Genomic DNA, 24175 nt, shown 5'->3' on the forward strand with positions numbered 1-24175 from the left:
GCACGGTGATCTGCGAGGGCGGTTTCACCGCGCACAGTGACGACGGCCACCTCGACCCCTACAAACCCGTAGGTAACCGGTATCGTCGCAGGTCCGGCGCCATTGGGCCATAGCGGACCCGCTCACCGGAGAGGAACACCCTCGGGGCGCCGGGACGGGAGTGGGGCAGCGGTGGACGGCGGCGGGACGCGGCACGGCGGTGGCATGGACGCCGCCGGGTACGGCGGGCGCCGTGCCGAGGACCTGCTCCGGATGAACCGGCTGGCCCGCTCCGGCGGCAGCAAGGGACTCCTGGACTGGCTGGTCCGGCGCACCGGCGGCTGGGCCGCACTGCTCACCCCCGACGGCCGGGAACTCGCCCGGCATCCCCCGCACGACCGGGCCGAGGACGGGAAGGCGGCGGAACTGGCCGCGGCCGCCGCCCGCCGGCTCACCGACCGCGGACTGCGTTCCGTCTCCCTCGGCGGTGGCGGCCGCACCGCCTTCCTGCTGCCGCTGGACGCGGCCGCCGACCCGGACACCGGCGCCCCGCTGCTCGCCCTGGTGATCGGCACCCCGATACCGGCGGGGCTTCCCGTACTGCTGGCCGATCTCACCGTGCCGCTGGGACTGTGCTGGACCAGCGAGCGCGCCCAGGAGCAGCGGCACCGGGTCGAACTCGCCGAGGCCCGCAACCGCGAGGCCGTCCTGCACCTCCTGATGACCGGCCAACTCTCCGCCGCCCGCCGCATAGCGGGCGCCCTCCGCCCCCAACTCCCCGACCACGCCGCGCTGTACGTGGTGCGCTGCCCGCAGCCGCGGCGGGACGCGGTGATCGAGGTGTGCCGGCGGCTGTGGCAGGGCCGGGCCTGGGTGGTGCGCTGCCCCGTCTACTCCCACCATGTGATCGTCATCGCCCCCTCGCCGCCCGACCGGGCCGCGGAACCACTGGACGCGGAGATCACCGAGGAGGCCGCGGACTGCGTGGTCGGGGTCAGCCACCCGGTGCCGCTGGTCGACATCGCCACCGGCTACGCGCAGGCCTTCCACGCGCTGGCGGTCGCCGGTGAACAGGCCGGGCGGCGGGCCCGGTTCGGCAGCGGCGGCGATCCCGCGCTGCTCGTCGGGGCGGCCGGCTCGCGCTGGGCGGACGAGCTGCTGGCCCCGCTGCGCGACCATGTGCCGCGGCGTGGCCAGGACCCCGACGGGCAGGAGTTGGCGGCCACCCTCTCCTCGTGGCTGTCGTTCTCCTCCCGCGCGGTCCGCCAGCTGAAGATCCACCGCAACACACTGGCGGTACGGCTGCGGCTGGTGGAGGAGCTGGTCGGGCTGGACCTGGCGCGGCTCGGCGACCAGGCGGCGCTGGCCCTCGCCCTCCGGATCCGCGCCACCCCGGGCAGACCCCACCCCGCCACCGCCGGCGACGGGCCCGCGCCGGTCCTGGACGATCTGCTGGCCCGCCCCGAGTTCGCCGCCTGGGCCGCGGAGGAACTGCGGCCGCTCGACGAGCCCGCCGGGGCCGCACTGGCCGCCACCCTGCACTCCTGGCTCCGCCACAGTGCCCATCTGCCGTCCACCGCCGCCGAGTTGGGCATCTCCGTGCCCGGCGCCCGCAAGCGCCTCACCCGGCTGGAGGCGCTGCTGGAACGCTCGCTGCTGCACAGTCCGAGCGCCCGCCACGACCTGTGGCTGGCCTGCCGGGCCCTCGATCTCGCCCGCCCCGCCACCGGCCGGACCGCGCCCCCGGGACCCTGACGACGATCGGCGCCCCCTTCACCGCCGCGTGTGCCGCGGTGGGAAGGGGGCGCCGGTCGGGCGAGGGGACGCCGGTTACTGCCGTCAACGGGCCTGTCAGTAGGGGCCGTTGACGTTGTCGATGGAGCCGTAGCGGTCGGCGGCGTAGTTGCACGCGGCCACGATGTTGGCCACCGGGTCGTAGCTGTTCAGGGAGGTGCCCGGCACGTGGTACGCCTGGAAGGTCGGGTCGATCACCTGGAGCAGGCCCTTGGAGGGCGTGCCCTTCGCGGCGTTGGAGTCCCAGTTGTTGATCGCCATCGGATTACCGGCGGACTCGCGGATGATATTGCGGTAAATGCCGTTGTAGGAACCGGGAATGCCATGCTGCGCCATGACATCCAGGGATTCCCGGATCCAGCCGTCGAGGTTGTTGCTGTAGGTCTTCGCGGCAGCGGTGACGACCTTGCTCTTCGTGGCGGTGCGCGGGGCGCGCCGTTCGGAGCGGTTGGCGCGGTTCTTGGCGGCGGAACGCTCGGCCTTCGCGGAGCTTTCGGCCTTCTTCGGGGCGGACTTTCCGGCGCTGGGCGCGGCGGCCTTCCCACCGATCGTCAGCTTGAGTCCGGGGTGAATGAGGTTCGGATTTCCGCCGACCGCACGGCGGTTGTCCTCGTACAGCTTGTGCCAGCCGCCGCGTACCGAGTGCTTGTGGGCGATCTTCGAAAGCGAATCGCCGTGCACCACCGCGTAGATGGTGCCGGCGGACTTCGCCGCGGCGGTGTGGGCCGCGGTGTGCTTGACGCTGACCTGCGGTGCGGACGGGGTGGCGGATGCCGTGTCGACGGTGACCAGCGGCAGGACGAGTGCGGCACCACCGGTGCCGGCGACGGCCAGGGTGCGCTTCAGCGAACGGATCCCGGCACGGCGGTGCTTACCCTTTGCGGGCATGGCGAATTCCTCTCCGGCGCCTGCGAGGTGAGCTGTCGGGTTCGGGCTGGAGATGCCCGGCCGTATGGACGCACACGGCTTCACCCCAAGCCGTTCCGCAATAGAACGGCGACTTACCTGGTTCCCCCGCTCCTGCCCGTAAGTGATCGGTTACGGATTCCGGTCGGCGGCAGGATTAGGCGTTCCGTCCGGAGTTCCGTGACCGTAAGCGAGACCGATCCGGGCGAACAAGTCCTGAATTCGCAGCACAATGCGCGGCAATGATCCAAAAAGGAAAGATCGCTTTTTCCACTTCCGGGCACTTGCTTCAACTTTGCATCCGGGAAAGGAAGATGACGGCCCGCCGATTCCACCACCCCTCGACCACCGCCCACTCCCCCGTGACCCATCTCACGACCCCGACCAACACCGCGCATCACCCAACAACGGCCATGAGCCCACAAGTTACCCGGATAACCCAGACTGCACACTTACCCCATCAATGCCCTAAAACGCCCATACAACGCATAGCCTGACATGGCACATGTAATCGCACGCAACGGGGCCGCGTCCCCGAAGCCGCCCTGCCGGTACGGGTGTTCATGTAGGCCGCACCGGGAGCAAAAACCCGTTGCGCCCCTCCCGGGCAGGGAGGGGCGCAACGGTTACGGATGCCGGATACGGAGTCCGGATGCCGGGCCGGTCAGGCGGCCGCTTCGGCCTTTTCGGTGATGTGGCGCAGGACCTCGGTGAGGCCGGTCACCACCTCGGCGTCGTCGCCGGGGTGGAGTTCGGCGAAGCGGGTCACCGAGCCGGGGATGGACAGCTTGGCGCCCTCCAGCACATGCGCACCGGCCACCCCCAGCGACTTGCGGGCGTCGTCCTGCGCCCACACCCCGCCGTACTGGCCGAAGGCGGTGCCGACGACGGCGGCCGGGAGACCGCTGAGGGCGCCGGCGCCGAAGGGGCGGGACAGCCAGTCGATGGCGTTCTTGAGCACGGCGGGCATGGTGCCGTTGTACTCGGGGGTGAAGAGCAGGACGGCGTCGGCCCGACCGGCGGCCTCACGCAGCTTGGCGGCGGCGGCCGGGACGCTGCCCTCGATGTCGATGTCCTCGTTGTAGAAGGGCAGTTCGGCCAGGCCCTCGTAGAGGGAGATGTCGACGCCCTCGGGCGCGTTCTTGACGGCGGTCTCGGCGAACTGGCGGTTGTGGGAGCCGGCGCGGAGGCTGCCGACGAGCGCGAGGATGCGTATGGACATGGGGGGACTCCTGAAGGCAAGGGCGTCATCGATACGCGCGGGGGCGTCCGAGGACGGATCGGTGGGTAGGGCGGTAGGGCGGTGGAGCGTGCGGATAAGGGGACTGCGGTACGACGGGCGGGCCGTCCCCGGGGCGACGGCTACCAACCGGACCGAGGTCCGTTTAAAGTTGTAGCACCTATCCGGACCACGGTCCACTTAATCCCGGAAAGACGTTACGCTGGGTTCATGACCGGCCTCCCACCGCCCCCGCCCGGGTCCGGCGCCGCACCGTCCGGCCTCCCCGTGATCCCGCCCGGCGGCGAGAGCCCGTTGCGCGCGGACGCCGCCCGCAACCGCAGCCGCCTGCTGGAGGCCGCGTCCCGACTGGTCACGGAACACGGCGCCGCCCAGCTCACCATGGACGCCGTGGCCACCGCGGCCTGCGTCGGCAAGGGCACCCTCTTCCGCCGCTTCGGCGACCGCACCGGCCTGCTGCTCGCCCTCCTCGACCACCGCGAGATCCAGCTCCAGACCGCCTTCCTCACCGGCCCGCCCCCCGTCGGCCCCGGCGCCCCCGCCGCCGAGCGGCTCCATGCCTTCGGCCCCGCGGTGCTGCGGCACGAGCGGGACCACAACGACCTGGTCCTCGCCACCCGCACCGACCCGCTGCGCAGCCTCACCGTGCCCGCGACCCGGCTCCGCCTCTCCCATCTGGAGCTGCTGCTGCGGGAGGCCGGGGCGGCCCTCGGCGACACCCTGCTCCTCGCGCACACCCTCCTCGGCGCCCTGGACCCGGCCCTCGCCCACCACCTCATCCATGAGCGCGGCCTCCCCCTGTCCCGCCTGGAGGCCCACTGGCACACCCTCCTCACCCAGCTCGGCGTCCCCGGCGACACCTCCGACTCCGGTTCTCCACAGGGGAGTTGACCGCTCCACCGCCCTCCGAGTTCAGCCGGAACGTCCGCCGCCGAGCCCGGTCAGCGCCGCCGCCTGTGCCGCGCCGCTCTCGCCGAGCACCTCCGCCACCGTCTGCGCGGGCCTGACCTCGGCGAAGGTCACCGCTCCCGTCTCGTCCAGGACGAAACCCCAGACGGCGGGCCGCGGCAGGCTGTTGTAGTGGAAGTGGGTCGAGAAGTAGTAGGCGCCGGTGTCATAGAGCGCGACGAGATCGCCCGGCGCCAGCTCCGGCAGCTCCCGCCCCCGTGCCACCAGGTCACCCGCGAAGCAGCACGGCCCCGCCACGTCCTGCACCAGCTCCGGCGTGGTCTTCGGCCGCCCCTCCGCGTCGAAGGCGCCGACCCTCAGCGGCCACGCCTCGGGCACGAAGACGGTACGGGTGGCGATCTGCGCACCGGCGTGCGTCACGGCGATCCGCCGGCCGCCCGCGGTCTTGGTGTACTCGACATGCGCCGCGATCAGCCCCTGCTTCGCCAGCAGCGACCGGCCGAACTCGGTGACCAGGGTGTACCGCCCGTCGAACAGCCCCGGCACCGCCGCCCGCAGCATCCCCGCGTACTCGGCGAAGCCCGGAGTGGCCTCGTCCGAGGCGAAGTTGACCGGCAGACCGCCGCCGATGTCCAGGGTGTCCACCTGCTGCCGCCCGGCCTGCGAGTTGACCTTCTCCGCCAGCTCGTACGCGGCCCGCACACCCTCCGCCATCAGCTCCAGCGGCACCCCCTGGGAACCGGTGTGGGTGTGCAGCCGGGTCAGCCAGGGGCGGGTGCGGTAGGCGTCCAGCACCCATTCCTCGGCGCCCGGATCGCGCAGTGCCACGCCGAACTTGGAGGTGGCGGTCGCCGTGCTCATCGCGCCGATGGAACCGGTGCCGACCTGCGGATTGACCCGCAGGCCCACCCGCGCGCCGCCCGTCCCCAGCTCGGCCACCAGGGCGTCGATCCGGGCCAGCTCCTGCGGGTTGTCCGCGTTCACGGCGATGCCGTGGGTGAGGGCGTCCCGCAGCTCGGCGGGGGTCTTCGCCGGGGAGTCGAAGACGATCCGTTCCGCGGGCACCCCGGCCGCCCGGGCCAGCGCCAGCTCCCCCGGGCTCGCCACCTCGGCGCCCACCCCCTCCTCGTCCAGCAGCGCGAGCACCGGCACCAGCGAGGCCGCCTTCACCGCGAAGGTGTGCAGGACGTCCGTCCCGGCGAACGCCTCCCGCAGCGCCCGGACCGCGCCCCGGATCCCGTCCACGTCGAGCAGCCCGAGCACGGAGGCGTCCGGGCCCACCAACCCCCGTTCCACGGCGGCCCGTACGGCTGCTTCCCGGCGCGCGGCGGATTCCGAAGCCATCAGAGCCATGAGGGGTGACCTGCCTTCGTGGGGGTGCGGGGGACCACCTCACTGTGCGGCGCGGCCCGGCGCGGTGTCTGCGTGCCCGGCGACGAAGTCGGGGCGCACCGGCTGTGCGCCCGCACAACGGCGGTCCACTCCCCCGCCGGCCATGGTGCACGGCCACCAGCCGGACCCCCGTTCCATGGTGCGACCGCACAGCGACGGGCGCGAGCAGGCGGGAGCGGCCAGGCGGGCGCGGTCCGCGGTCAGCGCAGCGGGATCAGCCCGGCGCGGCGCAGACCCAGCTCCGTCAGCAGCCGCACATCCGGATCGGACAGCTCCAGGCCGAACAGCTCCCGCACCCTGCGCAGCCGGTAGCGCAGGGTGTTCGGATGGATGCCGAGCTGCCGCGCGGTCGCCGAGGCGTCCCCGAAGAACACCAGATGCGCGGCCACCGTACGCGGCAGATCGGTGCCGAACTCCGCCTCGTACGCGAGGAGTTCACCCACCGCGCCGCTCGCCGCCGGGCTCAGACCGCCCACCGCGTCCAGCACCCGCAGTACGTCGAGCGCGGGCCGCACCTCCTCCGCGGAGGCCACCTCGGGCGTCCCCCGTTCCCGCAGGACCCGCAGCACCAGGGCGGCGCCCGCGCGGGACGCGGCCGCCTCGGTGAGGTCGGTGCCCGGTGGCCCGACGGCGACCAGCGGCCGTACCCCGGCGCCCCGCAGGACCGTCGCCAGCTCGCGGCCGAAGCGGGCCGCGGCACCGGGTGCCGGATCGGTCAGCAGGACGTCGAGTCGGTCCCCGTCGCGGTGGCCGAAGGCCGGGGTGTGGTGGGCGGCGGCCCGCAGCGACGCCAGATGCAGGGCGCGCTCCAGGGCCTCCGCCGCCGGTGCCGGCTCGGCCGCGGCGACCGCCAGCACCACACACGGCGCCCCCGGCTCGACATCGAGCGCGGCGGCCTGCGCGGACGCCTCCGCCGGCCCCTCCAGCAGGGCGCGCACCGCCTGGCGGCGCCGGATGGCGGAGGTCCTGGACCGCAGCCGGTGGTGCAGCAGATGCGGGACGGCGGTGGCGGCCGCCTCCCGCAGCGCGTCCCGGGCGCGCGGCGGCAGCGGCTCCCCGTCGGCGGCCGCCCACAGCGAACCGAGGATCTCGTCACCGGCGCGCACCGCGATGGCCAGCCGCTCCGGGAACCGGCCGTCCGCGGGCCGGTGCACCGCGTCCCCGCTGGCCCACAGCGTGCCGAGAAAGCCGCTCTCGGCCAGCTCCGCCACCCGCCACTCGGGCACCCGGCGCCCCAGGATCGTCAGCCGCCGCAACGGGTCCGCGGTGTCCGCGGTGGGCGAGTAGGCCAGTACGTTCGACTCGGGGTCCTCGATGGTGAGGGCGCCGCCGACCAGCGCGGCCAGCGCCATGGCCAGCCCCGGCAGATCACCCAGCGCCACCTCCGCGGCCCGCTCCGGCGGGGCGGCGCCGCGGGTGAGCGCGGCCCGCAGCAGCCCGATCAGCTCGCCCCAGTCGATCCACGGGGCGCGCGTCAGCAGCGCCGTCGGCGACTCGGCGGCGGCGGCCCGCAGCCGCTCCCCGACGCCCTCCGCACCCCGCCGCATCACCAGCGCGGCCGCCCCCGACCGCGCCGCCGCCCGCAGTACGTCGGCGGCGCCCGGTGCGGAGGTGTCCACCCCGACAGCGACCAGGATCCAGCCCCGGGCCTCCCATGTCTCCCCCTCGTCGAGCACCCCCACCCCGCGCACCGCCACCCCCAGCCCCCGCGGCGCCCGCACCACCTCCACCACATCCACCCCGGCCACCCCGAGGACCTGCCCCAGACCGGGCGGACCGCCGGGCGTATCAGCGGGCGTACCGGCGGCGGTGGACGGGGCACCGGACAGGTCGGAGGACATGCCCCCCACTCTGCCATCGGGCACTGACAGCGGCCGGGCGCACAGAGAACACGGGGCGGGGGCCTCCCCGTGGGTGGCGCCCAGCACCCGCAGTCCGCCGACCGGCACGGTCACCTCGGTGGCGCTGAGGGTGAGCCGGTCGGCCCGGCCGGGGACGCGGTCGGGAACGCGGTCGCGGCCTGCGGGCGGGCCGGAGCGCCCCCGGCCGAGTCCGTCGCGCGCTGGCCGCCGTACACGAGGAGGGCCCAGGCCAGGCACAGGAAGGCGGCGGTGTGCAGGAGTGCGCGGACGATGTTCCAGGTGACCCATCTGGACTCGAAGTCGCCCCGGACGGCGGCCAGTTGGCCGATGCGGTCGGGGTCTCCGGCGGCGGCGAGCCGGTCGTTGAGCGGCACATTGATCCCGCTGGTGACAAGGAACGCGACCAGGTAGAGCGCGAGGGCCGCGATCAGCCAGGGCAGCGCCGCCCGGCCCTGGCCGCGCCAGGAGAGCACGGCCACCAGTACCAGCAGGGGGATCGCGCCCATGAAGAGGACCATGAAGAGCGGGCTGACGATGGCCTTGTTGATGTTCTGCATTGCCTCGACCAGGGTGCGGTCGGAGGAGCGGCCGAGGCCCGGCATCACGGAGTAGGCGAAGGCAGTGAAGAGTCCGGCCATCAGCCCGGTGCAGAGGGTGGCGGCGAGCAGTGCGGCGGTCTGGAGTTGTCTCATGGCTTCCGTGTCGGTCCCGGCCGGTGCCCGGCGACGGCGTCATCCGCCACAGCCTCACCGCCGCGACCGCCACCGGCAACTCCCTTGCCGGTAAAGCCAGTCGGCCCCACCACAAGGGAGCCGGCTCAGGCGCAGAAGTCGGTGAGGGTGGCGGTGAGGATCGCGGTGAGGCGGTCCAGGGAGGCGAGGTCGACGTACTCGGTGGCCGCGTGGGCGCCCTCGCCGTCGGCTCCGAAGAGGAGGCAGGGGATACCGGCCCGGTCCAGGAGGGCGCAGTCGGTCCAGAACGGCTCGGCGCGCACCACCGGCGGATGGCCGAGGGCCTGCTCGGCGTGGTGGGTGAGGGTGCGCACGATCGGGGAGCCGGGGTCGGCCGCGAAGGGTTCGCGGTGCAGGCCGCGGGTCAGCCGGTAAGCGAAGTCCAGGACGTTCGCGGCGAGTTGGCCGAGGATGCCGGTCAGTTCGCGCTCCACGCTGTCCGCGCTCTCGCCGGGGACGGTACGGCGTTCCAGGGTGATGCGGCAGCGCGCCGGATAGGTGGAGGGCTCCTCGCCGCCGTGGATGACGGAGGCGTGTACGGTGCCCGCGCCCAGCATCGGGTGCCCAGGAACCTGCGCCAGGCGCCGGCCCCACTCCTCCAGGGCGACCAGGAAGTGCCCGGCCTTGGCGATGGCGTCGACGCCGAGATCGGGCCGTGAGCCATGGGCGGCGCGCCCCTCGATCTCCACCTCGAACCAGGCGAACCCCTTGTGCGCCAGGGTGACTTGGAGGTGGCTCGGCTCGGTGACGACGGCCGCGTCGGCGGTGAAGGACTCCAGTACCTCCGCGGTGCCCGCACTGCCGTACTCCTCGTCGGCGACGCAGGCGAGGACGATGTCGCCGCGCAGCGGGCCGCGGGCGCTCGCGCGGGCCGCCGCGACCATCATGGCGGCGATCCCGCCCTTCATGTCGAAGGTGCCGCGGCCGTACATCCGCCCGTCCTCGATCCGCGGTTCGAGCGGGTCGCCGTCGTACCCGGCGAGGCTGACGGTGTCGAGGTGGCCGTTGAGCATCAGGGAGCGGCCGCCGCCGGTGCCGCGGGCGACGGCCACGAGCGAGGGCCGCCCGGGGTGCTTCTCCAGGCGGTGGACTTCAAAGCCGCGGGCGGCCAGCCACTCACCGCAGAAACCGGCGATCTCCGTCTCACCGGCCCCGCCGGGCACCAGGTCCGGGTTGACGGAGTCGACGGCGACCAGCCGGGCCAGCAGGTCCGCCGGGTCCGGGTCCGGGTTGGCGGGGGTGGTCGGGGCCGAGGGGTCGTCGGGGCACATCGGGACCTCCGGGATTCGGCCGCCCCGGGAGGCGGGGCGGGCTGAAGTGTGCGTCAGGGAAGGGGAGTTCAGCCGGTCGTGGTGGCGACGGCCAGGCCGACGCCGATCAGTGCCACACCCGTGATACGCCCCGACGCCCGGCGTATCCGCGGCCGTTGGAGGACCGGCCCGAGCCTGGACAGCAGAAGCACACAGCCGCCGAGCCAGACCAGGGAGAGCGTGGTGTGGAGGAGGACGAGCAGCAACATGGCCCAGGCGGCGGGCAGTTCGGGTGGCGCGAGGGCCGGCAGCAGCCCGGTGTAGCAGACGGCGATCTTCGGGTTGAGCAGATTGCCGACCAGGCCCGTCCGCCAGGGCCGCGCCCCTGCGGAGCCGGTGCCGGTGCCGGGTGGGACTTCGGGTGCGGCACGGCGGTTCTGCCGCAGCGCCTGCGCCCCCAGGAACGCCAGGTAGCCGACACCCAGCAGCTTGACCGCCAGATACGCCGCGGGCGAGGCGGCGAGTACGGCCGCGAGCCCCGCCGCGGTCAGCGCACCCCAGACCAGCAGCCCCGTGCCGATCCCGCCCACCGTGCGCAGCGCGTCCCCCGGCCCGGCCAGCACCGCCCGCCGCGTCACCACCGCCAGATCCGGCCCCGGCACCACGGTCAGCAGCCCCAACACCCCGGCCGCGGCCAGGAGTTGGGTCAGCACTCCCCCGCCCTTCCTCGCTCCATGGGCTCCGGGGCGGTGGGCGGGACGGAGTACGGGTTGGCCTCGGCGCCCTCGGTACTCAGCAGTACCACCACCGAATCCCCACCCAACTCCAGTGCCGTACGCCGCTGTTCGGCGCCCGTACCGCTGAGTGCCGCGCGCAGCCCGGCGAGCGGTGCCGCCCCGCAGGGCCCCGAGGAGACACCGAGAGCGGCGAGATCACGAGCGGCACGGGCACTGTCCGCGTCGGAGACGGCGACCGCGGCGTCCAGACCGCGATACAGCACAGGCCACGAACTGCCTGACGGCGTACCGCAGTTGAGCCCCGCCATGGTGGTACCCCCGGTGGTGACGGTCACGGGCTCGCCGCGCGCGAGGCTCTCCAGTACGCAGGCCGCAGACGTCGGCTCCACCGAGAGCACGGCCGGGGCGTGCCCGGACGGACGGCTGCGGTAGTGGGTCACCACTGCCTGCGCCAGCGACCCCACCCCCACGGGCACCACGACCAGATCGGGCCCCGCACCCGCCCCCGCACGCCCCAACTGCTCGTCGATCTCCGCACAGAGCGTGGCGTAGCCCTCGACGATCCACCCCGGAATCCGCTCATAACCCGGCCAGGCTGTGTCCTGCACCAGCACCGCGTCCGGCCCCTCGGCCGCCCCCGCCGCCCGCCGCACCGCCTCGTCGTAACTCCCCGGGACGACGGTGACCTCCGCCCCCTCACCCTCGATCGCCACCACCGCCCCCGGATGCACACCCTGCGGTACGAAGACATGCGCACGCTGCCCGAACCTGCGCGCCATCCGGGCCACCGCCCGCCCGTGATTGCCGTCGGTGGCGGTCACGAGGGTGAGCGGGCCTTGTTGCGGGGCCCGCTCGGCCAGGATGCGGTGCACCGCCCACGACGCACCCAGCGCCTTGAACGCGGGCAGCCCCAACCGGCACGACTCGTCCTTGACGAACACCCTCCCGACGCCCGACTCCACTGCCAGCGACGGGAGTTCGGTCAGCGGAGTGGGGGCGTGACCGCCCAGCGAGGAATGGAACTCCCGAGCCTCGGCGGACACCGGCTCACACCGCCAAGCACGGGCATGAGGCCGCACCAGCCACGGCAGCGGACTCACGGAGGAGGCTTCAGCGTTCTCGGGATTCTCGGGCACGGATACAGCCTCCGCCGCCCGGCTACGATCGGTCCAGCGAATGTTTCCGACCGGTACCCATACGCCTGCTCCGCGAACTCAAGCACCGCGGCACCCTCGCAGCCGTCGCCACCGCCCTGTCCTACGCCCCCTCCTCCGTCTCCCAGCAGCTCTCCCAACTGGAGGCAGAGGTCGGCGTCCCGCTACTGGAACGGGTCGGACGGCGGGTACGGCTCACCGAGCAGGCCGAGATCCTCGTCGCCCACACCGAAGCGGTCCTGGAACGCCTGGAACGCGCCGAGTCCGAGATCTCCTCCTCCCTCACCGACCTGACCGGCACCCTGCGCATCGCCTCCTTCCAGACCGCCGCCCTCACCCTGGTCCCGACCGCCCTCGGCCTGCTCCGCGACCAGCACCCCCACCTGCGCGTCCACGTCACCCAGATGGAACCGGAACGGGCCCTCCCCGCCCTCCAGACCCGCGACTTCGACCTGGTCCTCGCCGAGGAGTACCCCGGCAGCCACAACCCGCGCCCCGCCGGACTCCAACAGCAGGACCTCCTGACCGACGCCCTCCGCCTCGCCCTGCCGCCGACCCTCGAACTGCCTTGCACCGAGCCCCCGTTGACGGTCCTGCGCTCCCTGGCCGACCACCCCTGGGTGATGGAACCCGAAGGCACCGCCGCACGCCACTGGGCCACCACCCTCTGCCGCAAGGCCGGCTTCGAACCCGACGTACGGTTCGAGACGACCGACCTCCTGCTCCACCTGCGCCTGGTCGAGCAGAACCACGCCGCCGCCTTCCTCCCCGACCTCGTCTGGAACGGCCACCCCCCGACCGTCCCCCTCCACCCCCTCCCCCACGGCCACCGCACCCGCCGAGTCTCCACCGCCACCCGCCACGGCCGCACCCACCACCCAGCCATCCACTCCTGCCGCACAGCCCTCACCCGAGCCGCCACTCTCCCGCCGACCTGAGCCCGTTGATGCGGCGGGGGCGGTGGGCGTTCAGGGGCGGGGCGGGGTTCGGCTGGGCTCAGCCCCCGCATGCGCGGGGAGCAGCTAGGTGAGCTGGACGTCTGTCACGTAGTGAGTCCTGATTCAGCGCGGATGGGAGAAGCGGGCTGCCCCGGCACCGGAGCACGCACCCTGTACCGACGCCGCCCGTACCCACGGCTACGGTGCTCGGCTGGCGAAGCGGTGGCGTGGGGACGCCTTGCTCCAGCCTGAAGGGGGTGGTGAGGAGGGGCGGCGGTCGGTGGGGCGGAAGATGAGGGTAAGGCCTTCGCGGTCGACGGGGCGCCAAGTGTGGTCGTGGGTGCGGAAGTCGTAGCCCTGTTCCGAATCGGAGGAGTAGGCGAGCAGCGCGCGGCCGTTACCGGCGTACTGGCGGACCTCGTCCCACAGGGTGTCGCGGACGTGGGCGGAGGGGTCGCCCAGGAAGACGCCGAGGGAGATCTCCCGGAGCCAGCGGGTGAGGAATCCGCGCAGGCCGACCGGGCAGTGGGTGAGCACGATGACCGTCACCAGATGACGCCGTCCCGCGCGAGGGCGTCCTGTGCGCCGGTGTCCTGCGTCGAGGTGATTCCCTGACTCCCTCTGTGGTCACCGTAGTTGCGGCCGGCGGGGACCTCCGCGCCGCGGTCGGACAGGAGGGTGATGCGATCGCCCCCGTCCGGCAGGTCGGCATCCGCACCCGCGGGCACCAGCAGTCTCTGGATGTCGCGTACACACCGGCCGAGCAGCCCGGCGGTGTTGATGCGGTCGCGCAGCGCTCGCCGCGTACGGGGGCCGATGTCCTCCGGCCCCTCCGCGGCGGTCTCGAAGGCGACGGGAATGCCGATGTCCGTCTTGTAGAAGTCGGCAACGTCGAGGACGAAGGACAGGACAGTTCATGGCCGGAGTGGACGAACCCGAGCCCGGGACTGCAACCGAGCGCCGCGACCACGGTCTGAGCGATGCCGTACATGCACTGCGCGGCAGCGGTGACCGCCTGGTTCGGGGCGTCGCCGGGGGTGAACCGGCGGCCGCGCCAGGGGAGGCCGGTTCGGGCGGCCTTCTCCGCGTAGCAGCGCTTGACCCGATCGCCCTCGCGGCCGAGGAGTTGGCGGCGGATGCACCCGGCCGGATCCTCGTCGGGGAAGCGAAGCCAGTACATGGCTCGGGCGACATCGAGCCGGGATCGCTGGTTCGCCCAGGCCACGGCCTGGGCCTCCACCAGGGCGGAGAAGCGGCTCAGCGCCCGGCCGCCGGCGTAGCAGCGGATGCCGTTCTCGCCGAGAACGGCCATGGCCTGGTGGGTGATCCGCGTGCCCGGGCCGAGGAGCAGCGTGCCGATGGTCGCCGACGGGATGTGGTGGACTCCCTCCGTGTCCTCGGCGGTGAGGGCGTTGGAGTTGCGGTGCACCACACAGCGTTCGAGGTAGACGAACGACAGGCGGTCGCCGACCCGGCTGAGCTGTCGCGGACTTGAGGCGGGACGCCCGCTGATGGTGGTCATCGGCTACTCCGCGGGGGCCAGGGTAATCAGCCCGCAGCCGTACGCCTTGGCCTTGCCCAGACCGGAGGTGAGAGTGTGGCGGAATGCGTCGGGGTCGAGGACGCGCAGCCGTCCGTCGAAGGTGACGCGGGACAGTGTCACCTTGTGCGCGCGGGTGTCCGACTCGTTCCGCTTGCGGAAGACCAGGTCGCTGCGATTGTGGACGACGACCTCGTGTCAGGCCCGGTCGAGGCCGTCCGGACTGTCGGGCCGGCGCTCTGCCTTCTCCACGATCTCGAAACCGGCGTGGGTCTGCCTTTTGAGCAGCCAGTCCACCTGATGGCGCGGGGTGACGTGCGCGGTGCACTTGGTCGGCTCGGCGTCGTGCCGCCGGATGCTGTGGACCGGGTTCGCGGTGAGGCGGAAAGCCCAGGTGTCGCCGGCCGCGAGCCGGGTGAGGAAGGGCCCGTACGGTTTTGTCTGCCAACCGCCGGTCGTCGGCCAGCCCGCCTGCTCCACGAGGTGGGTGAGATCGGGCCGGGCGCGGCTGACGATGTAGAGCAGCACCTCGCTGCGGGACTGCTGGTCCAGACGCCACAGCACTCGGGGGCCACCGCCCTGGTGGTCGGGCTTCTCCGCGAAGGAGGCCATGACTGCCGCGTGCAGGCTCTGCGGTGAGGTGAGCAGCCGACGGGCGCCCATACGCGCGGTGTTGAGGCGGAATCGGGTCAGGAACATGGTCAGTCTTCCAGGATCCCCATCGGTTCGTGCTTCGGCGGTTGGAAAGTCCGGCGGGATGTGCTCAGCGGATTGGTGACGGTGACGGCGCCCGAGTAGACCTCGCGCAGTCCGTACCGGCGATGGCGCCGGTCAAAGCTGAGCGGCTGGTCCCGTATCGGATCGCCGGGGCCGGCACCGGGCGCGAGGCCGGCGACCACTTCGAGTTCGATGCGCCGCTCGCGGGCTCGGCGGCGTTGGAACCAGGCGGACGCCTGCCAGGGCTCGGCCCCCAGAGCCCGCCACAGGCCGCCGTGATGGACACCCAGGTCGATCGGACGGGACGGCGGGCAGGAGCGGCGGCCGAGGAACGGCAGGAACGTCGGGGCCCGAACCGCCGTGTGCAGTGCGCCGATCAGGTCCTCGTCGCCTTCGACGGCGGCGACGAAAACCGCGTCGGAGAGGTAGAAGCGGTGGGAGACCGGCATGGACTTGCCGGTGTCGGCGTGCGCCGCGGTGTGGAAGTCCCGTACCCGGGTGCCCGGTTGATCGAGCCGGACGGCGAAAGTGAGCGCGGCGAGGTCGGAGATGTCCGCAGTGCGGTCGCGGCCCTGGGCCGCGGCGAGCAGTCCGATGACGCCGCTCTTGGTGGGTGCGCGCTCGGTCGTACGCCGTGCGAAGCGGTAGAGCGTCGCCGAGTTGAAGTCGACGGTGCCGATCATTCCGGCGCCGGACTCCTCCGCCTTCTCGTTCTGGTCGTCCACCGCGGTGAAGTAGTCGGACTCGTTCTCGACCTGGTGGACGCTGATGGCGTGTGCGACCTGGGCCGCGGCGTCGACGTTGAAGTCGGCGGAGTCGGCCACCATCCGTCCGAACAGCGCGATGTCCACCGAGTGCCGGGTGTCGGCGATCTCGCGGGCCTTGTTCTTGTTCTCCTTGATCTTCAGATACGCCGTGATGTCGTCGGCTCCCTCCACCGCGAGGCGGGCCAGGCCGTCGAGCTGACGCGAGCTGAGGAACATCAGGTACGAGGACTCCGGCGGCGGCTCCGGCTCGCCCTTCTTCTTCGCGCTCTCCACCTTCCGGCGGGGGCCTCGATCTTGGAACCCGTCGCGGTGGAGACCGTTTCCGCGGCCAGTTCCAGGGCCGCTTCACCGTCCAGCGAGGCGTTCACAGCGGTGATCCGCTCGGCCAGCATCTCGGCCACCCGGCGTGTGCGGACGCCCAGTTCCGCGGGTCGAGGAGGTCCTGGAAGGCTCGCCGGGTCGCCTTCTTCCATGCCCGGCTGGAGACGCGGGCGCGGCGGACTCCCGTAGAGCGCGGTCTTCGGAGTCCCGGTGTCGTCGCGGTTGAGGTTGCTCGGCGGCACGGTCTGCAGTACGTGCACATCGATGATGGTGCGGCTCACGGGGTGTCGTCCTCCGGGGTGGTCGGGTCGGGGTCCTGCCGGCTGTCGCCGCCGCCCGGCTTGTCTGGGGAAGCCTCCGCCGGGCTGTCGCCGGAGGCGGGCCGGCGGGCGAGGTAGGAACGGCCCCAGGAGCAGCGCACGGACTGAGGGCCGCCGGGGCGCTGCCAGGTGTGAAGCTGCTCGGCCAGCAGCCCGTAGTCGAGTGGCACGGCTTCGCGGCGCAGGCCGAAGAGCCCCACAGGTCGGGGGTCTCACCGGCCGGGCGGCCGATGCCGCGTCGCAGCCGGGCCAGGGCTGGCCCGGCATCACTACGGTCGTCCAGCTAGCCGCGTTGCAGCGCGGTGATGCGCTGATGGACGGCGGTACCGACCGGGCCGAGGGGGGCCTGGTACCGGGCATTGCGGGGCCGGGAGGGCTGGCGGTCATATCGGTGACTCCACGGGAACAGGTCGGGCGGGAGGCGGCGGATCGGGAGGGCCGTCTCAGGTCGGTGGCGAGGAGTCCGGCGAGGCGTTTTCTGAAGCGAAGTTCGGCTGCGGCGCCGTTCAGCCACCGCGGTCTGCCAGGCGTCTTCACCACGCGCCCTCCCAAGCGGCCAGTCCGGTGCCGTCCAGCAGGTCGGCCCCCAGGTCGCCGACGACGCGGTGCACCTCCCGCTTCCGTCGATCGCGGTGCTTCTCCGGGGCCGGGAAGGCGCCGAAGCCGCGCAGCCATCGGCGGTACGGGGTGTCGAGGGTGCCGAATCCCAGGTCGCGGGCGGCGTCCCGGTGCGGTTCGGCAGCGACCCCGGATGCCACGCGAGATCGGCGGCGAGATCGGCGGGCATGGCGACGGCCTTCTCCGCGTCGTGCAGGGCGTCCACGGCCTTCTCTCCGTACCGCCGGTCCTCGCGGTGGAGCAGCACCACGGGCATCAGGACCCCGTCGTCCACCACCTCATCGATGACCGACTGCTGGGTGCCGTAGCGGGCGCCGATGGTGCGGGTGCGGATCAGGTAGCCGCGTGGGAGGAGGTCCTCGGAGGTCAGCCGGGCGATCCACTCCGCGATCCCGGGCTGCAGACACTCGGCACCGTCCTGGCCCTGTGTGCGTAGTCCGGACGCACCCGGGCCTCGGGCAAGGGATACTCAGGATGAAGGCGAGGACTCAGCTTCCAGCGCGCCCCGAATGTCTCCACCAGCTTCGCCACCGGCAGGCTGATGGACGCCTCCGTGTCGCTGACCCGCAGACGCTCCTTGCACTCGGATCCAAAGTTCGCCATGAGAGCCCGTAGCCACTGCTCCGGCATCTTGTCCCCCTCCGAGCTGTGGACGCGGACGGTGGATCACCGCAGACACAGCTTGTTGGGGGCGAAAGGACCGGCTCAGTGCGCACGGGGGGGGCGCGAGGGGCACGGACAGCGCGTTCCGTGACCGCTGGGAAAACAGGGGCAGATGTTGGGTGGGAAGAGACCGCCGCAGCCGATGTGGACCTTGCTTGCCACCCACACGGGAAGGCGCTCTCGGGATGTCATTTCCGCGCCGAGCGGACTCGCTGCCCCGTCTAGCGAAAGCAACGAATCAACCCGCCGAACGAACGGGTCCCACAAGAACGGGATCAGTCCGCCCGGCGTACTGCCAGGAGCCGGCCCCGCTCACGGAACCTCATTCCGTCCCGGCCCTTACGACGCCGAACGTCAGGAAACGGGGAACCAGGCCGCCAGGCGCTTGGCAATGGCCGGTACATCGATGCTGTCCTGCGCGACTTCCTCGACGAACGGACCGGCAATGGAGACGGACGGCGGGACGGTACCGGCTCTGACGCCGTTGAGCCGCAGGAAGACGCGCATGGCGAGCCAAGCAGTGCGCTTGTTGCCGTCGATCAGCGCGTGATTGCGGGCAACGGAGTGCAGTAGTGCCGCCGCCTTCTCGTGCAGCGTGGGATACAGCTCGGCCCCGAACACGTTGGTCCGGGGCCGTTCGATCGCTGACACCAGAAGTCCCATGTCACGCACGCTGTGCTCGGTACCGTTGACCGTGCGGGCGATGGTCAGGATCTCGTCGATCTGGATGTAGCGCACTCCGGTCACTTCAGGTAGTCCAGGATTTCCGCATCGCTGTCCATGAGCTCGGCCAGGACGTCATCAACCTTCAGCTCGGCCCGATTCTGGGCGTCGCGGATGGCCTCAATGGCCAGTTCCTGCTTGCTGCGGCGTTCCCGACGAGCACGCTCGGTGAGCTTCGCGTCAAGGTCGTCGGGGAGTCGGAGTGTCATCGCCATACAGCGATGATACCGGACTGGTATCTAGATGGCGAGGTGATACCAGCCACTCAAGACCTCGGGCCACGGCACCGCCCCTTGCCCGGTCGGGGTCCGCGAGGTTGAGACTTCCGATAGAGGTTGAGACTTCCGATATTCGAGCGTCATCCGAGCGTCAAGACTCTCCGTTCCGCAGAAGCGAACCTCAACTGGCACATTCCGCGAGCGAAAACAAGTCGAACTGACCACCTGGCATACAAAACAGCAGTTCAGACGCCCTTCTCGGCAGGCTCAAGGATCGCGACACACTCCACATGGTGCGTCATAGGAAACAGGTCGAAGGCGCGCAAGGTTCGGGGTTGGTAGCCGTTGGTGTGGAAGTAAGCGAGGTCTCGGGCTAGGGCGGCGGGGTCGCAGGCTACGTAGGCGATGCGGCGGGGGTGGAGGGTGGTGAGGTGCTGGACGGTGGTGCGGCCGGCGCCGGCGCGGGGTGGGTCGAGGACGACGAGGTCGACCCGGTCGATGCCGGTGCGGGGCAGGACCGATTCGACCTTGCCTTGTTCGATGCGGACCCGGTCGAAGTGGGCGAGGTTGTGGCGGGCATCCTCGACGGCGCGCTTGGCGGATTCGATGCCGAGGACGGCGCCCGAGTCGCCGACGCGGTCGGCGAGGGCGCCGGCGAAGAGGCCCGCGCCGCAGTACAGGTCGAGGGCCATATCGCCCTTGCGGGGCAGGAGGCCTTGCATGACGGCGGTGACCAGGGTGTCCGCGGCCTTGGGGTGGACCTGCCAGAAGCCGCCGCCGGAGACGCGGTAGGTGCGGCCGTCGGCGCGTTCGCGGACGAAGGGGCGGCCGTGGACGCGGTGCACTCCGCGGGTGCCGGAGCGGCCGCGGTCCTCCTCGACGCGGAGGACGGACACCGGGCGGTCGAGTTCGACCAGCGGGAGCCGGGCGCCGGGGCGGGGGGTCAGGACGACCTGGCGGTCCTGGGAGCCGGTGGCGGCGATGGCGTCGACGGACTCCATTCCGGTCCAGTCGCGCCGTTCGACGCCGAGTTCGGTGACGCCTTCGGCGGCGATCAGGCAGTGGTCGACGGGCTCCACCTCGTGGGAGCGGTGGCGGCGCAGTCCGGCGCGGCCCTCGGCGTCGACGGCGTACTGGACGCGGGTGCGCCAGGCGGGGACCTGGCCGGCGGGGAGTTTGTCGCCTTCGGCGGGCATCACGGTGCCGTCCCAGCCGGCCTGTTCGGGGGTGAGGCCGGCGAGGCGGTGGAGTTGTTCGGTGATGACCTCGCCCTTGAGGCGGCGTTGGGCGCCGGGCTTGGCGTGCTGCCAGTCGCAGCCGCCGCAGCGGCCGGGCCCGGCGTAGGGGCAGGGGGCCTCGATCCGGTCCTTGGACGGGTCGAGGACGCGGACGGCGTCGGCGCGCAGGAAGCGGGCGCCCTCCTCGCCTTCGGTGACGCGGGCCACGACGCGCTCGCCGGGCAGCGCGTGCCGGACGAAGAGGACCTGCCCGGCGTCGGTGCGGGCGACGCAGTGGCCGCCGTGGGCGACGGGGCCGATCTCAACCTCGTACTCCTCGCCCGCCAGGGAGCGCTTCCCGGTGCTCTCCTCGGGCTGCTTCCCCGCCGGTGTCTGCTTCTGCTGTGCCTGCATGGCGGGGTGCTCCAAGGTTCTGCGGGGCGGGCGGGATCAGCCGTCCAGTCTAGGGGGGCCGGGCCCGCCCGCTGACCACGCGGCGGAGCGGTACGGGCGCTCAGCCCTTGCCGCGGGACCCGCCGGACCCCCCGGGCGGGCGCTTCTCGGTCGCCGACCGCTTCTCGACCGGGCCACGGCGTACGGCGCCGGGGGCGCTCCAGTTCTGGCGGCGGCGGGCGCGCTTCCTGGCGACTTCGGACGACTCCAGTTGGTAGGGCACCGAGGTGACCATGATCCCGGGGGTGAAGAGCAGCCGGCCCTTGAGGCGGAGTGCGCTCTGGTTGTGCAGCAGATGCTCGTACCAGTGGCCGACCACGTACTCGGGGATGATCACGCTGACCGCGTCGCGGGGGGATTCGCGGCGGAGGTTCTTGACGTAGTCGATGATGGGGCGGGTGATCTCGCGGTAGGGCGAGTCGAGGACCTTCAGCGGGACGTCGATGCCGCGGCGGTCCCATTCGGCCTTGAGGGCCTTGGTCTCGGCGGGGTCGACGTTGACGCTGAGGGCTTCGAGGCTGTCGGAGCGCATCAGCCGCGCGTAGGCCAGGGCGCGCAGCGTGGGCCGGTGGATCTTGGAGACCAGGACGATGGAGTGCACCCGGGACGGCCGCTGGGTGTCCTCGCCGGGGGCGTCGGGGGCGGCGATCTCCTCGGACACCCGGTCGTAGTGGCCGCGGATCGCGGTCATGGTGGCGAAGAAGATGCACATGCCAAGCAGGGCGACCCAGGCGCCGTGGGTGAACTTGGTGACCAGGACGACCACCAGGACGAGGCCGGTCAGGCAGGCGCCGAAGGCGTTGATCGCGCGGGAGCGGATCATATGGCGGCGGTTGTCGGCGACCCGCTCGGTGCGGAGGTGGCGGTTCCAGTGGCGGACCATGCCGGTCTGGCTGAGCGTGAACGACACGAAGACGCCGACGATGTAGAGCTGGATCAGCCGGGTCGAGTCGGCGCCGTAGACGACGACCAGCAGTGCGGCGGCGCCGGCGAGCAGCACGATGCCGTTGGAGAAGGCCAAGCGGTCGCCGCGGGTGTGCAGTTGGCGGGGCAGATAGCGGTCCTGGGCGAGGATCGAGCCGAGCACCGGGAAGCCGTTGTACGCCGTGTTCGCGGCGAGGAACAGCACCAGGGCGGTGGCCGCGGCGAGCACCACGAACAGGAAGCTGCCGTTGCCGAAGACGGCCCCGGCGACCTGGGTGATCACCGGGTCCTGCACATAGTCGGCGCCGACGGGGGCGCCGCCGCGCAGCAGGTTGTGCCCCGGGTTCTCGGCCATCCGGACCTTGGTGGCCAGGGCGAGGGCGATGATGCCGACGAGCATGGTGATGGCGAGGGCGCCCATCATCGCCAGCGTGGTCGCCGCGTTCTTGGACTTGGGCCTGCGAAAGGCCGGGACGCCGTTGGAGACGGCCTCGACGCCGGTGAGCGCGGCACAGCCGGAGGAGAAGGCGCGCAGCAGCAGGAAGACCAGGGCGAAGCCGGCGAGGCCCTGGTGTTCGGCCCGGATGTGGAAGCCGGCGGTGGGTGCCCGCATGGTGTCGCCGAGCGCCAGGGCGCGGAAGGCACCCCAGGCGATCATGATGAAGACGCCCACCACGAACACATACGTGGGAATCGCGAAGAGCGATCCGGATTCCTTGACGCCGCGCAGGTTCATCAGCGTCAGCAGCAGGATCACGCCGACCGCGCAGAGCACCTTGTGCTCGACCACGAACGGGATCGCCGAGCCCAGGTTCTCGATGCCGGAGGTGATGGAGACGGCGACGGTGAGGACGTAGTCCACGAGCAGTGCGCTGGCGACCGTCAGCCCGGCCCGGGGGCCGAGGTTGGTGGTGGCGACCTCGTAGTCGCCGCCGCCGCTCGGGTAGGCGTGCACGTTCTGCCGGTACGACGCGACGACGGTGAACATCACGACGACGACGGCCAGGGCGATCCACGGGCTGAAGTGGTAGGCCGACATGCCCGCGACGGAGAGGACGAGCAGGACCTCGCCGGGCGCGTAGGCGACCGAGGACAGGGCGTCGGACGCGAAAACGGGGAGAGCGATCCGTTTGGGGAGGAGGGTCTCTCCCAGCCTGTCGCTGCGAAGTGCGCGCCCGATGAGAATGCGTTTGGGCACGTCGGTCAGTTTGGACACGCAGTGGATCGTAAGGGGTGGCACACGGGGCTGCCCACCCACCGGCCCCATCGGCTTCGCGGGCGGCATAAGCTCGTCTCCCGGCAACACCGCACGTGGTTGCCTCGTTGGTGCCCGGCAGACGGAGAGAGAAGAGTGAGCAGGGTGTTTTCGCAGGTCAGCTATATGACCAGGACTGCGGGGTAGAGCCAGGTGCACATCGTGATCATGGGCTGCGGCAGAGTGGGCTCCGCCCTGGCGCAGAACCTTGAGCAGCAGGGGCACACGGTCGCCGTGGTCGACCAGGACCCGACGGCGTTCCGCCGGCTCGGCTCCGGCTTCGGCGGGCGGCGGGTGACCGGTGTCGGCTTCGACCAGGACACCCTGCGGGAGGCCGGGATCGAGGACGCGGGCGCTTTCGCGGCGGTCTCCAGCGGCGACAACTCCAACATCATCGCGGCCCGGGTGGCCCGGGAGATGTTCGGCATCGAGCATGTCGCGGCCCGTATCTACGACCCGCGGCGGGCGGAGGTCTACCAGCGGCTGGGGATTCCGACGGTGGCCACGGTGCGCTGGACCGCGGACCAGATGCTGCGGCGGCTGCTGCCCTCCGGGGCGGAGCCGCTGTGGCGGGATCCGACCGGCGGGGTGCAGTTGGCCGAGGTGCACACCTCACCGTCGTGGGTGGGGCACCGGATCAGCCGGCTCCAGGAGGAGACGGGGGTGCGGGTCGCGTTCCTCACCCGGCTCGGGGAGGCGATCCTGCCGTCCTCGCAGACCGTGTTGCAGGAGGGCGATCTGGTCCATGTGATGATGCGCACCGACGACGTCGACAAGGTCGAGGCGGCGTTCGCCGAGGGCCCCGAGGAGGGCGGTCACTGATGAGGGTCGCCATTGCCGGAGCCGGCGCGGTGGGTCGTTCCATCGCCGGAGAACTGCTGGAGAACGGCCATGAGGTGCTGCTGGTCGACAAGGCGCCGACGGCGATCTCGGTGGAGCGGGTGCCGCAGGCCGAGTGGCTGCTCGCGGACGCCTGCGAGATCACCTCGCTCGACGAGGCGGCGCTGCAGCGCTGCAACGTGGTGATCGCCGCGACCGGCGACGACAAGGTCAATCTCGTGGTCTCGCTGCTGGCGAAGACCGAGTACGGGGTGCCGAGGGTCGTCGCGCGGGTCAACAACCCCAAGAACGAGTGGCTGTTCAACGAGTCCTGGGGCGTCGATGTCGCGGTGTCCACCCCGCGGCTGATGTCGGCGCTGGTGGAGGAGGCGGTGAGCGTCGGCGATCTGGTGCGGCTGCTGCGCTTCAGCCACGGCGACGCCAACCTGGTCGAGCTGACCCTGCCGCCGGAGTCCGCGCTGGCGGGCACCCAGGTCGGTTCGGTGCGCTGGCCGGAGGACACCTCGCTGGTCACCATCATCCGGGGGACGCGGGTGCTGACACCCTCGCCCGAGGACTCGCTGGAGGCCGGCGACGAGCTCCTCTTCGTGGCCGCCCAGGCCCGCGAGGAGCAGTTGGAGGAACTGCTGTCGGTACGCCGACCCGACTAGGGGCCGCGGGGGGGGGGGGGAAAAACCCCCCCCCCCCCCCCGGGTGGTGGGTGAGGC

General features: G+C 72.0%; 22 protein-coding genes, 3 pseudogenes and 1 riboswitch. Of the genes and pseudogenes, 5 read left to right on the forward strand and 20 right to left on the reverse strand.

Annotation, left to right across the window (positions count from 1 at the left end; translation table 11 throughout):
• Positions 1 to 204: 204 nt before the first annotated feature.
• Positions 205 to 1734 carry a helix-turn-helix domain-containing protein gene (locus tag ACFVST_RS15990; protein ID WP_390151347.1) on the forward strand — a complete coding sequence of 510 codons (1530 nt, stop codon included), beginning with the start codon at positions 205 to 207 and terminating at the stop codon, positions 1732 to 1734.
• A gap of 96 nt (positions 1735 to 1830) precedes the next feature.
• Here ACFVST_RS15990 and ACFVST_RS15995 read toward each other — a convergent pair whose 3' ends face one another.
• A complete protein-coding gene (locus ACFVST_RS15995) occupies positions 1831 to 2661 on the reverse strand; it encodes a transglycosylase SLT domain-containing protein (RefSeq protein ID WP_390151350.1) in 831 nt (276 codons plus the stop codon).
• Between the two features lie 4 nt (positions 2662 to 2665).
• Positions 2666 to 2820, reverse strand: a riboswitch (cyclic di-AMP (ydaO/yuaA leader).
• Between the two features lie 523 nt (positions 2821 to 3343).
• Positions 3344 to 3901: an NAD(P)H-dependent oxidoreductase gene (locus tag ACFVST_RS16000; RefSeq protein ID WP_390151352.1), complete on the reverse strand. Its 558-nt coding sequence runs from the start codon at positions 3899 to 3901 to the stop codon at positions 3344 to 3346.
• 228 nt (positions 3902 to 4129) lie between these two features.
• Here ACFVST_RS16000 and ACFVST_RS16005 point away from each other — a divergent pair, with 228 nt between their 5' ends.
• Positions 4130 to 4810, forward strand: coding sequence for a TetR/AcrR family transcriptional regulator (locus tag ACFVST_RS16005; RefSeq protein WP_390151355.1), 681 nt, complete (start codon positions 4130 to 4132; stop codon positions 4808 to 4810).
• A 21-nt stretch (positions 4811 to 4831) separates the two neighbouring features.
• Here ACFVST_RS16005 and ACFVST_RS16010 read toward each other — a convergent pair whose 3' ends face one another.
• From ACFVST_RS16010 to ACFVST_RS16035, 6 genes are all read right to left on the reverse strand, one after another.
• Positions 4832 to 6172: a diaminopimelate decarboxylase gene (locus tag ACFVST_RS16010; protein WP_390151358.1), complete on the reverse strand. Its 1341-nt coding sequence runs from the start codon at positions 6170 to 6172 to the stop codon at positions 4832 to 4834.
• 248 nt (positions 6173 to 6420) lie between these two features.
• Positions 6421 to 8061 (reverse strand): PucR family transcriptional regulator, encoded by a 1641-nt coding sequence (locus ACFVST_RS16015; RefSeq protein ID WP_390151360.1) that lies wholly within the window; start codon positions 8059 to 8061, stop codon positions 6421 to 6423.
• Positions 8062 to 8171: 110 nt separating this feature from the next.
• Positions 8172 to 8774, reverse strand: a complete 603-nt coding sequence (locus tag ACFVST_RS16020) for a DUF1772 domain-containing protein (RefSeq protein WP_390151363.1) — start codon at positions 8772 to 8774, stop codon at positions 8172 to 8174.
• 125 nt (positions 8775 to 8899) lie between these two features.
• On the reverse strand, positions 8900 to 10084 hold the full coding sequence (locus tag ACFVST_RS16025; protein WP_390151365.1) for an ArgE/DapE family deacylase: 1185 nt from the start codon (positions 10082 to 10084) through the stop codon (positions 8900 to 8902).
• Positions 10085 to 10152: 68 nt separating this feature from the next.
• The gene (locus ACFVST_RS16030) at positions 10153 to 10776 is read right to left on the reverse strand and encodes a LysE family translocator (protein WP_390151368.1); all 624 of its coding nucleotides are present in this window, start codon (positions 10774 to 10776) and stop codon (positions 10153 to 10155) included.
• Positions 10770 to 11843, reverse strand: coding sequence for a diaminopropionate ammonia-lyase (locus ACFVST_RS16035; protein ID WP_390151370.1), 1074 nt, complete (start codon positions 11841 to 11843; stop codon positions 10770 to 10772). The genes ACFVST_RS16030 and ACFVST_RS16035 overlap by 7 nt, the downstream gene beginning before the upstream one ends.
• A 152-nt stretch (positions 11844 to 11995) precedes the next feature.
• Between ACFVST_RS16035 and ACFVST_RS16040 the strand changes: the two genes are divergently transcribed.
• A complete protein-coding gene (locus ACFVST_RS16040) occupies positions 11996 to 12892 on the forward strand; it encodes a LysR substrate-binding domain-containing protein (RefSeq protein WP_390151410.1) in 897 nt (298 codons plus the stop codon).
• Between the two features lie 198 nt (positions 12893 to 13090).
• Here ACFVST_RS16040 and cas2e read toward each other — a convergent pair whose 3' ends face one another.
• The 12 genes and pseudogenes from cas2e to ACFVST_RS16100 all read right to left on the reverse strand — a co-directional run bounded on the left by cas2e (position 13091) and on the right by ACFVST_RS16100 (position 22589).
• Positions 13091 to 13441, reverse strand: coding sequence for a type I-E CRISPR-associated endoribonuclease Cas2e (gene cas2e / locus ACFVST_RS16045; protein ID WP_390151373.1), 351 nt, complete (start codon positions 13439 to 13441; stop codon positions 13091 to 13093).
• Positions 13438 to 14414: pseudogene (gene cas1e, locus ACFVST_RS16050) on the reverse strand (type I-E CRISPR-associated endonuclease Cas1e). Before cas1e ends, cas2e begins: the two are co-directional and overlap by 4 nt.
• Before the next feature lie 3 nt (positions 14415 to 14417).
• Positions 14418 to 15131 (reverse strand): annotated as a pseudogene (gene cas6e, locus ACFVST_RS16055) (type I-E CRISPR-associated protein Cas6/Cse3/CasE).
• Positions 15132 to 15133: 2 nt separating this feature from the next.
• Positions 15134 to 16189: a type I-E CRISPR-associated protein Cas5/CasD gene (gene cas5e, locus ACFVST_RS16060; RefSeq protein ID WP_390151375.1), complete on the reverse strand. Its 1056-nt coding sequence runs from the start codon at positions 16187 to 16189 to the stop codon at positions 15134 to 15136.
• Entirely contained in the window at positions 16132 to 16518 is a 387-nt protein-coding gene (locus ACFVST_RS16065) for a type I-E CRISPR-associated protein Cas7/Cse4/CasC (protein WP_390151378.1), read from the reverse strand. Before ACFVST_RS16065 ends, cas5e begins: the two co-directional genes overlap by 58 nt.
• Complete coding sequence (locus tag ACFVST_RS16070; protein ID WP_390151381.1) at positions 16515 to 16757, reverse strand: type I-E CRISPR-associated protein Cse2/CasB; 243 nt, start codon at positions 16755 to 16757, stop codon at positions 16515 to 16517. The genes ACFVST_RS16065 and ACFVST_RS16070 overlap by 4 nt, the downstream gene beginning before the upstream one ends.
• A gap of 333 nt (positions 16758 to 17090) precedes the next feature.
• Complete coding sequence (locus ACFVST_RS16075) at positions 17091 to 17315, reverse strand: hypothetical protein (RefSeq protein WP_390151384.1); 225 nt, start codon at positions 17313 to 17315, stop codon at positions 17091 to 17093.
• 56 nt (positions 17316 to 17371) lie between these two features.
• Positions 17372 to 17578, reverse strand: a pseudogene (locus tag ACFVST_RS16080) (type I-E CRISPR-associated protein Cse1/CasA); the annotation flags it as partial.
• A 614-nt stretch (positions 17579 to 18192) separates the two neighbouring features.
• Entirely contained in the window at positions 18193 to 18585 is a 393-nt protein-coding gene (locus ACFVST_RS16085; RefSeq protein ID WP_390151387.1) for a type II toxin-antitoxin system death-on-curing family toxin, read from the reverse strand.
• Entirely contained in the window at positions 18582 to 18776 is a 195-nt protein-coding gene (locus ACFVST_RS16090; RefSeq protein WP_147995503.1) for a ribbon-helix-helix protein, CopG family, read from the reverse strand. The genes ACFVST_RS16085 and ACFVST_RS16090 overlap by 4 nt, the downstream gene beginning before the upstream one ends.
• Before the next feature lie 248 nt (positions 18777 to 19024).
• Positions 19025 to 20410 carry a class I SAM-dependent RNA methyltransferase gene (locus ACFVST_RS16095; protein WP_390151390.1) on the reverse strand — a complete coding sequence of 462 codons (1386 nt, stop codon included), beginning with the start codon at positions 20408 to 20410 and terminating at the stop codon, positions 19025 to 19027.
• 100 nt (positions 20411 to 20510) lie between these two features.
• Entirely contained in the window at positions 20511 to 22589 is a 2079-nt protein-coding gene (locus ACFVST_RS16100; protein WP_390151393.1) for an APC family permease, read from the reverse strand.
• Positions 22590 to 22781: 192 nt separating this feature from the next.
• On the opposite strand from ACFVST_RS16100, the gene ACFVST_RS16105 reads away from it, so the two are divergent.
• Both ACFVST_RS16105 and ACFVST_RS16110 read left to right on the forward strand, forming a co-directional pair.
• Positions 22782 to 23450, forward strand: a complete 669-nt coding sequence (locus tag ACFVST_RS16105) for a potassium channel family protein (protein ID WP_390151396.1) — start codon at positions 22782 to 22784, stop codon at positions 23448 to 23450.
• The gene (locus ACFVST_RS16110) at positions 23450 to 24118 is read left to right on the forward strand and encodes a potassium channel family protein (RefSeq protein WP_390151399.1); all 669 of its coding nucleotides are present in this window, start codon (positions 23450 to 23452) and stop codon (positions 24116 to 24118) included. The genes ACFVST_RS16105 and ACFVST_RS16110 overlap by 1 nt, the downstream gene beginning before the upstream one ends.
• Positions 24119 to 24175: the final 57 nt, after the last annotated feature.

This window comes from Streptomyces sp. NPDC058045 (assembly GCF_042885635.1).
Lineage (GTDB): Bacteria > Actinomycetota > Actinomycetes > Streptomycetales > Streptomycetaceae > Streptomyces.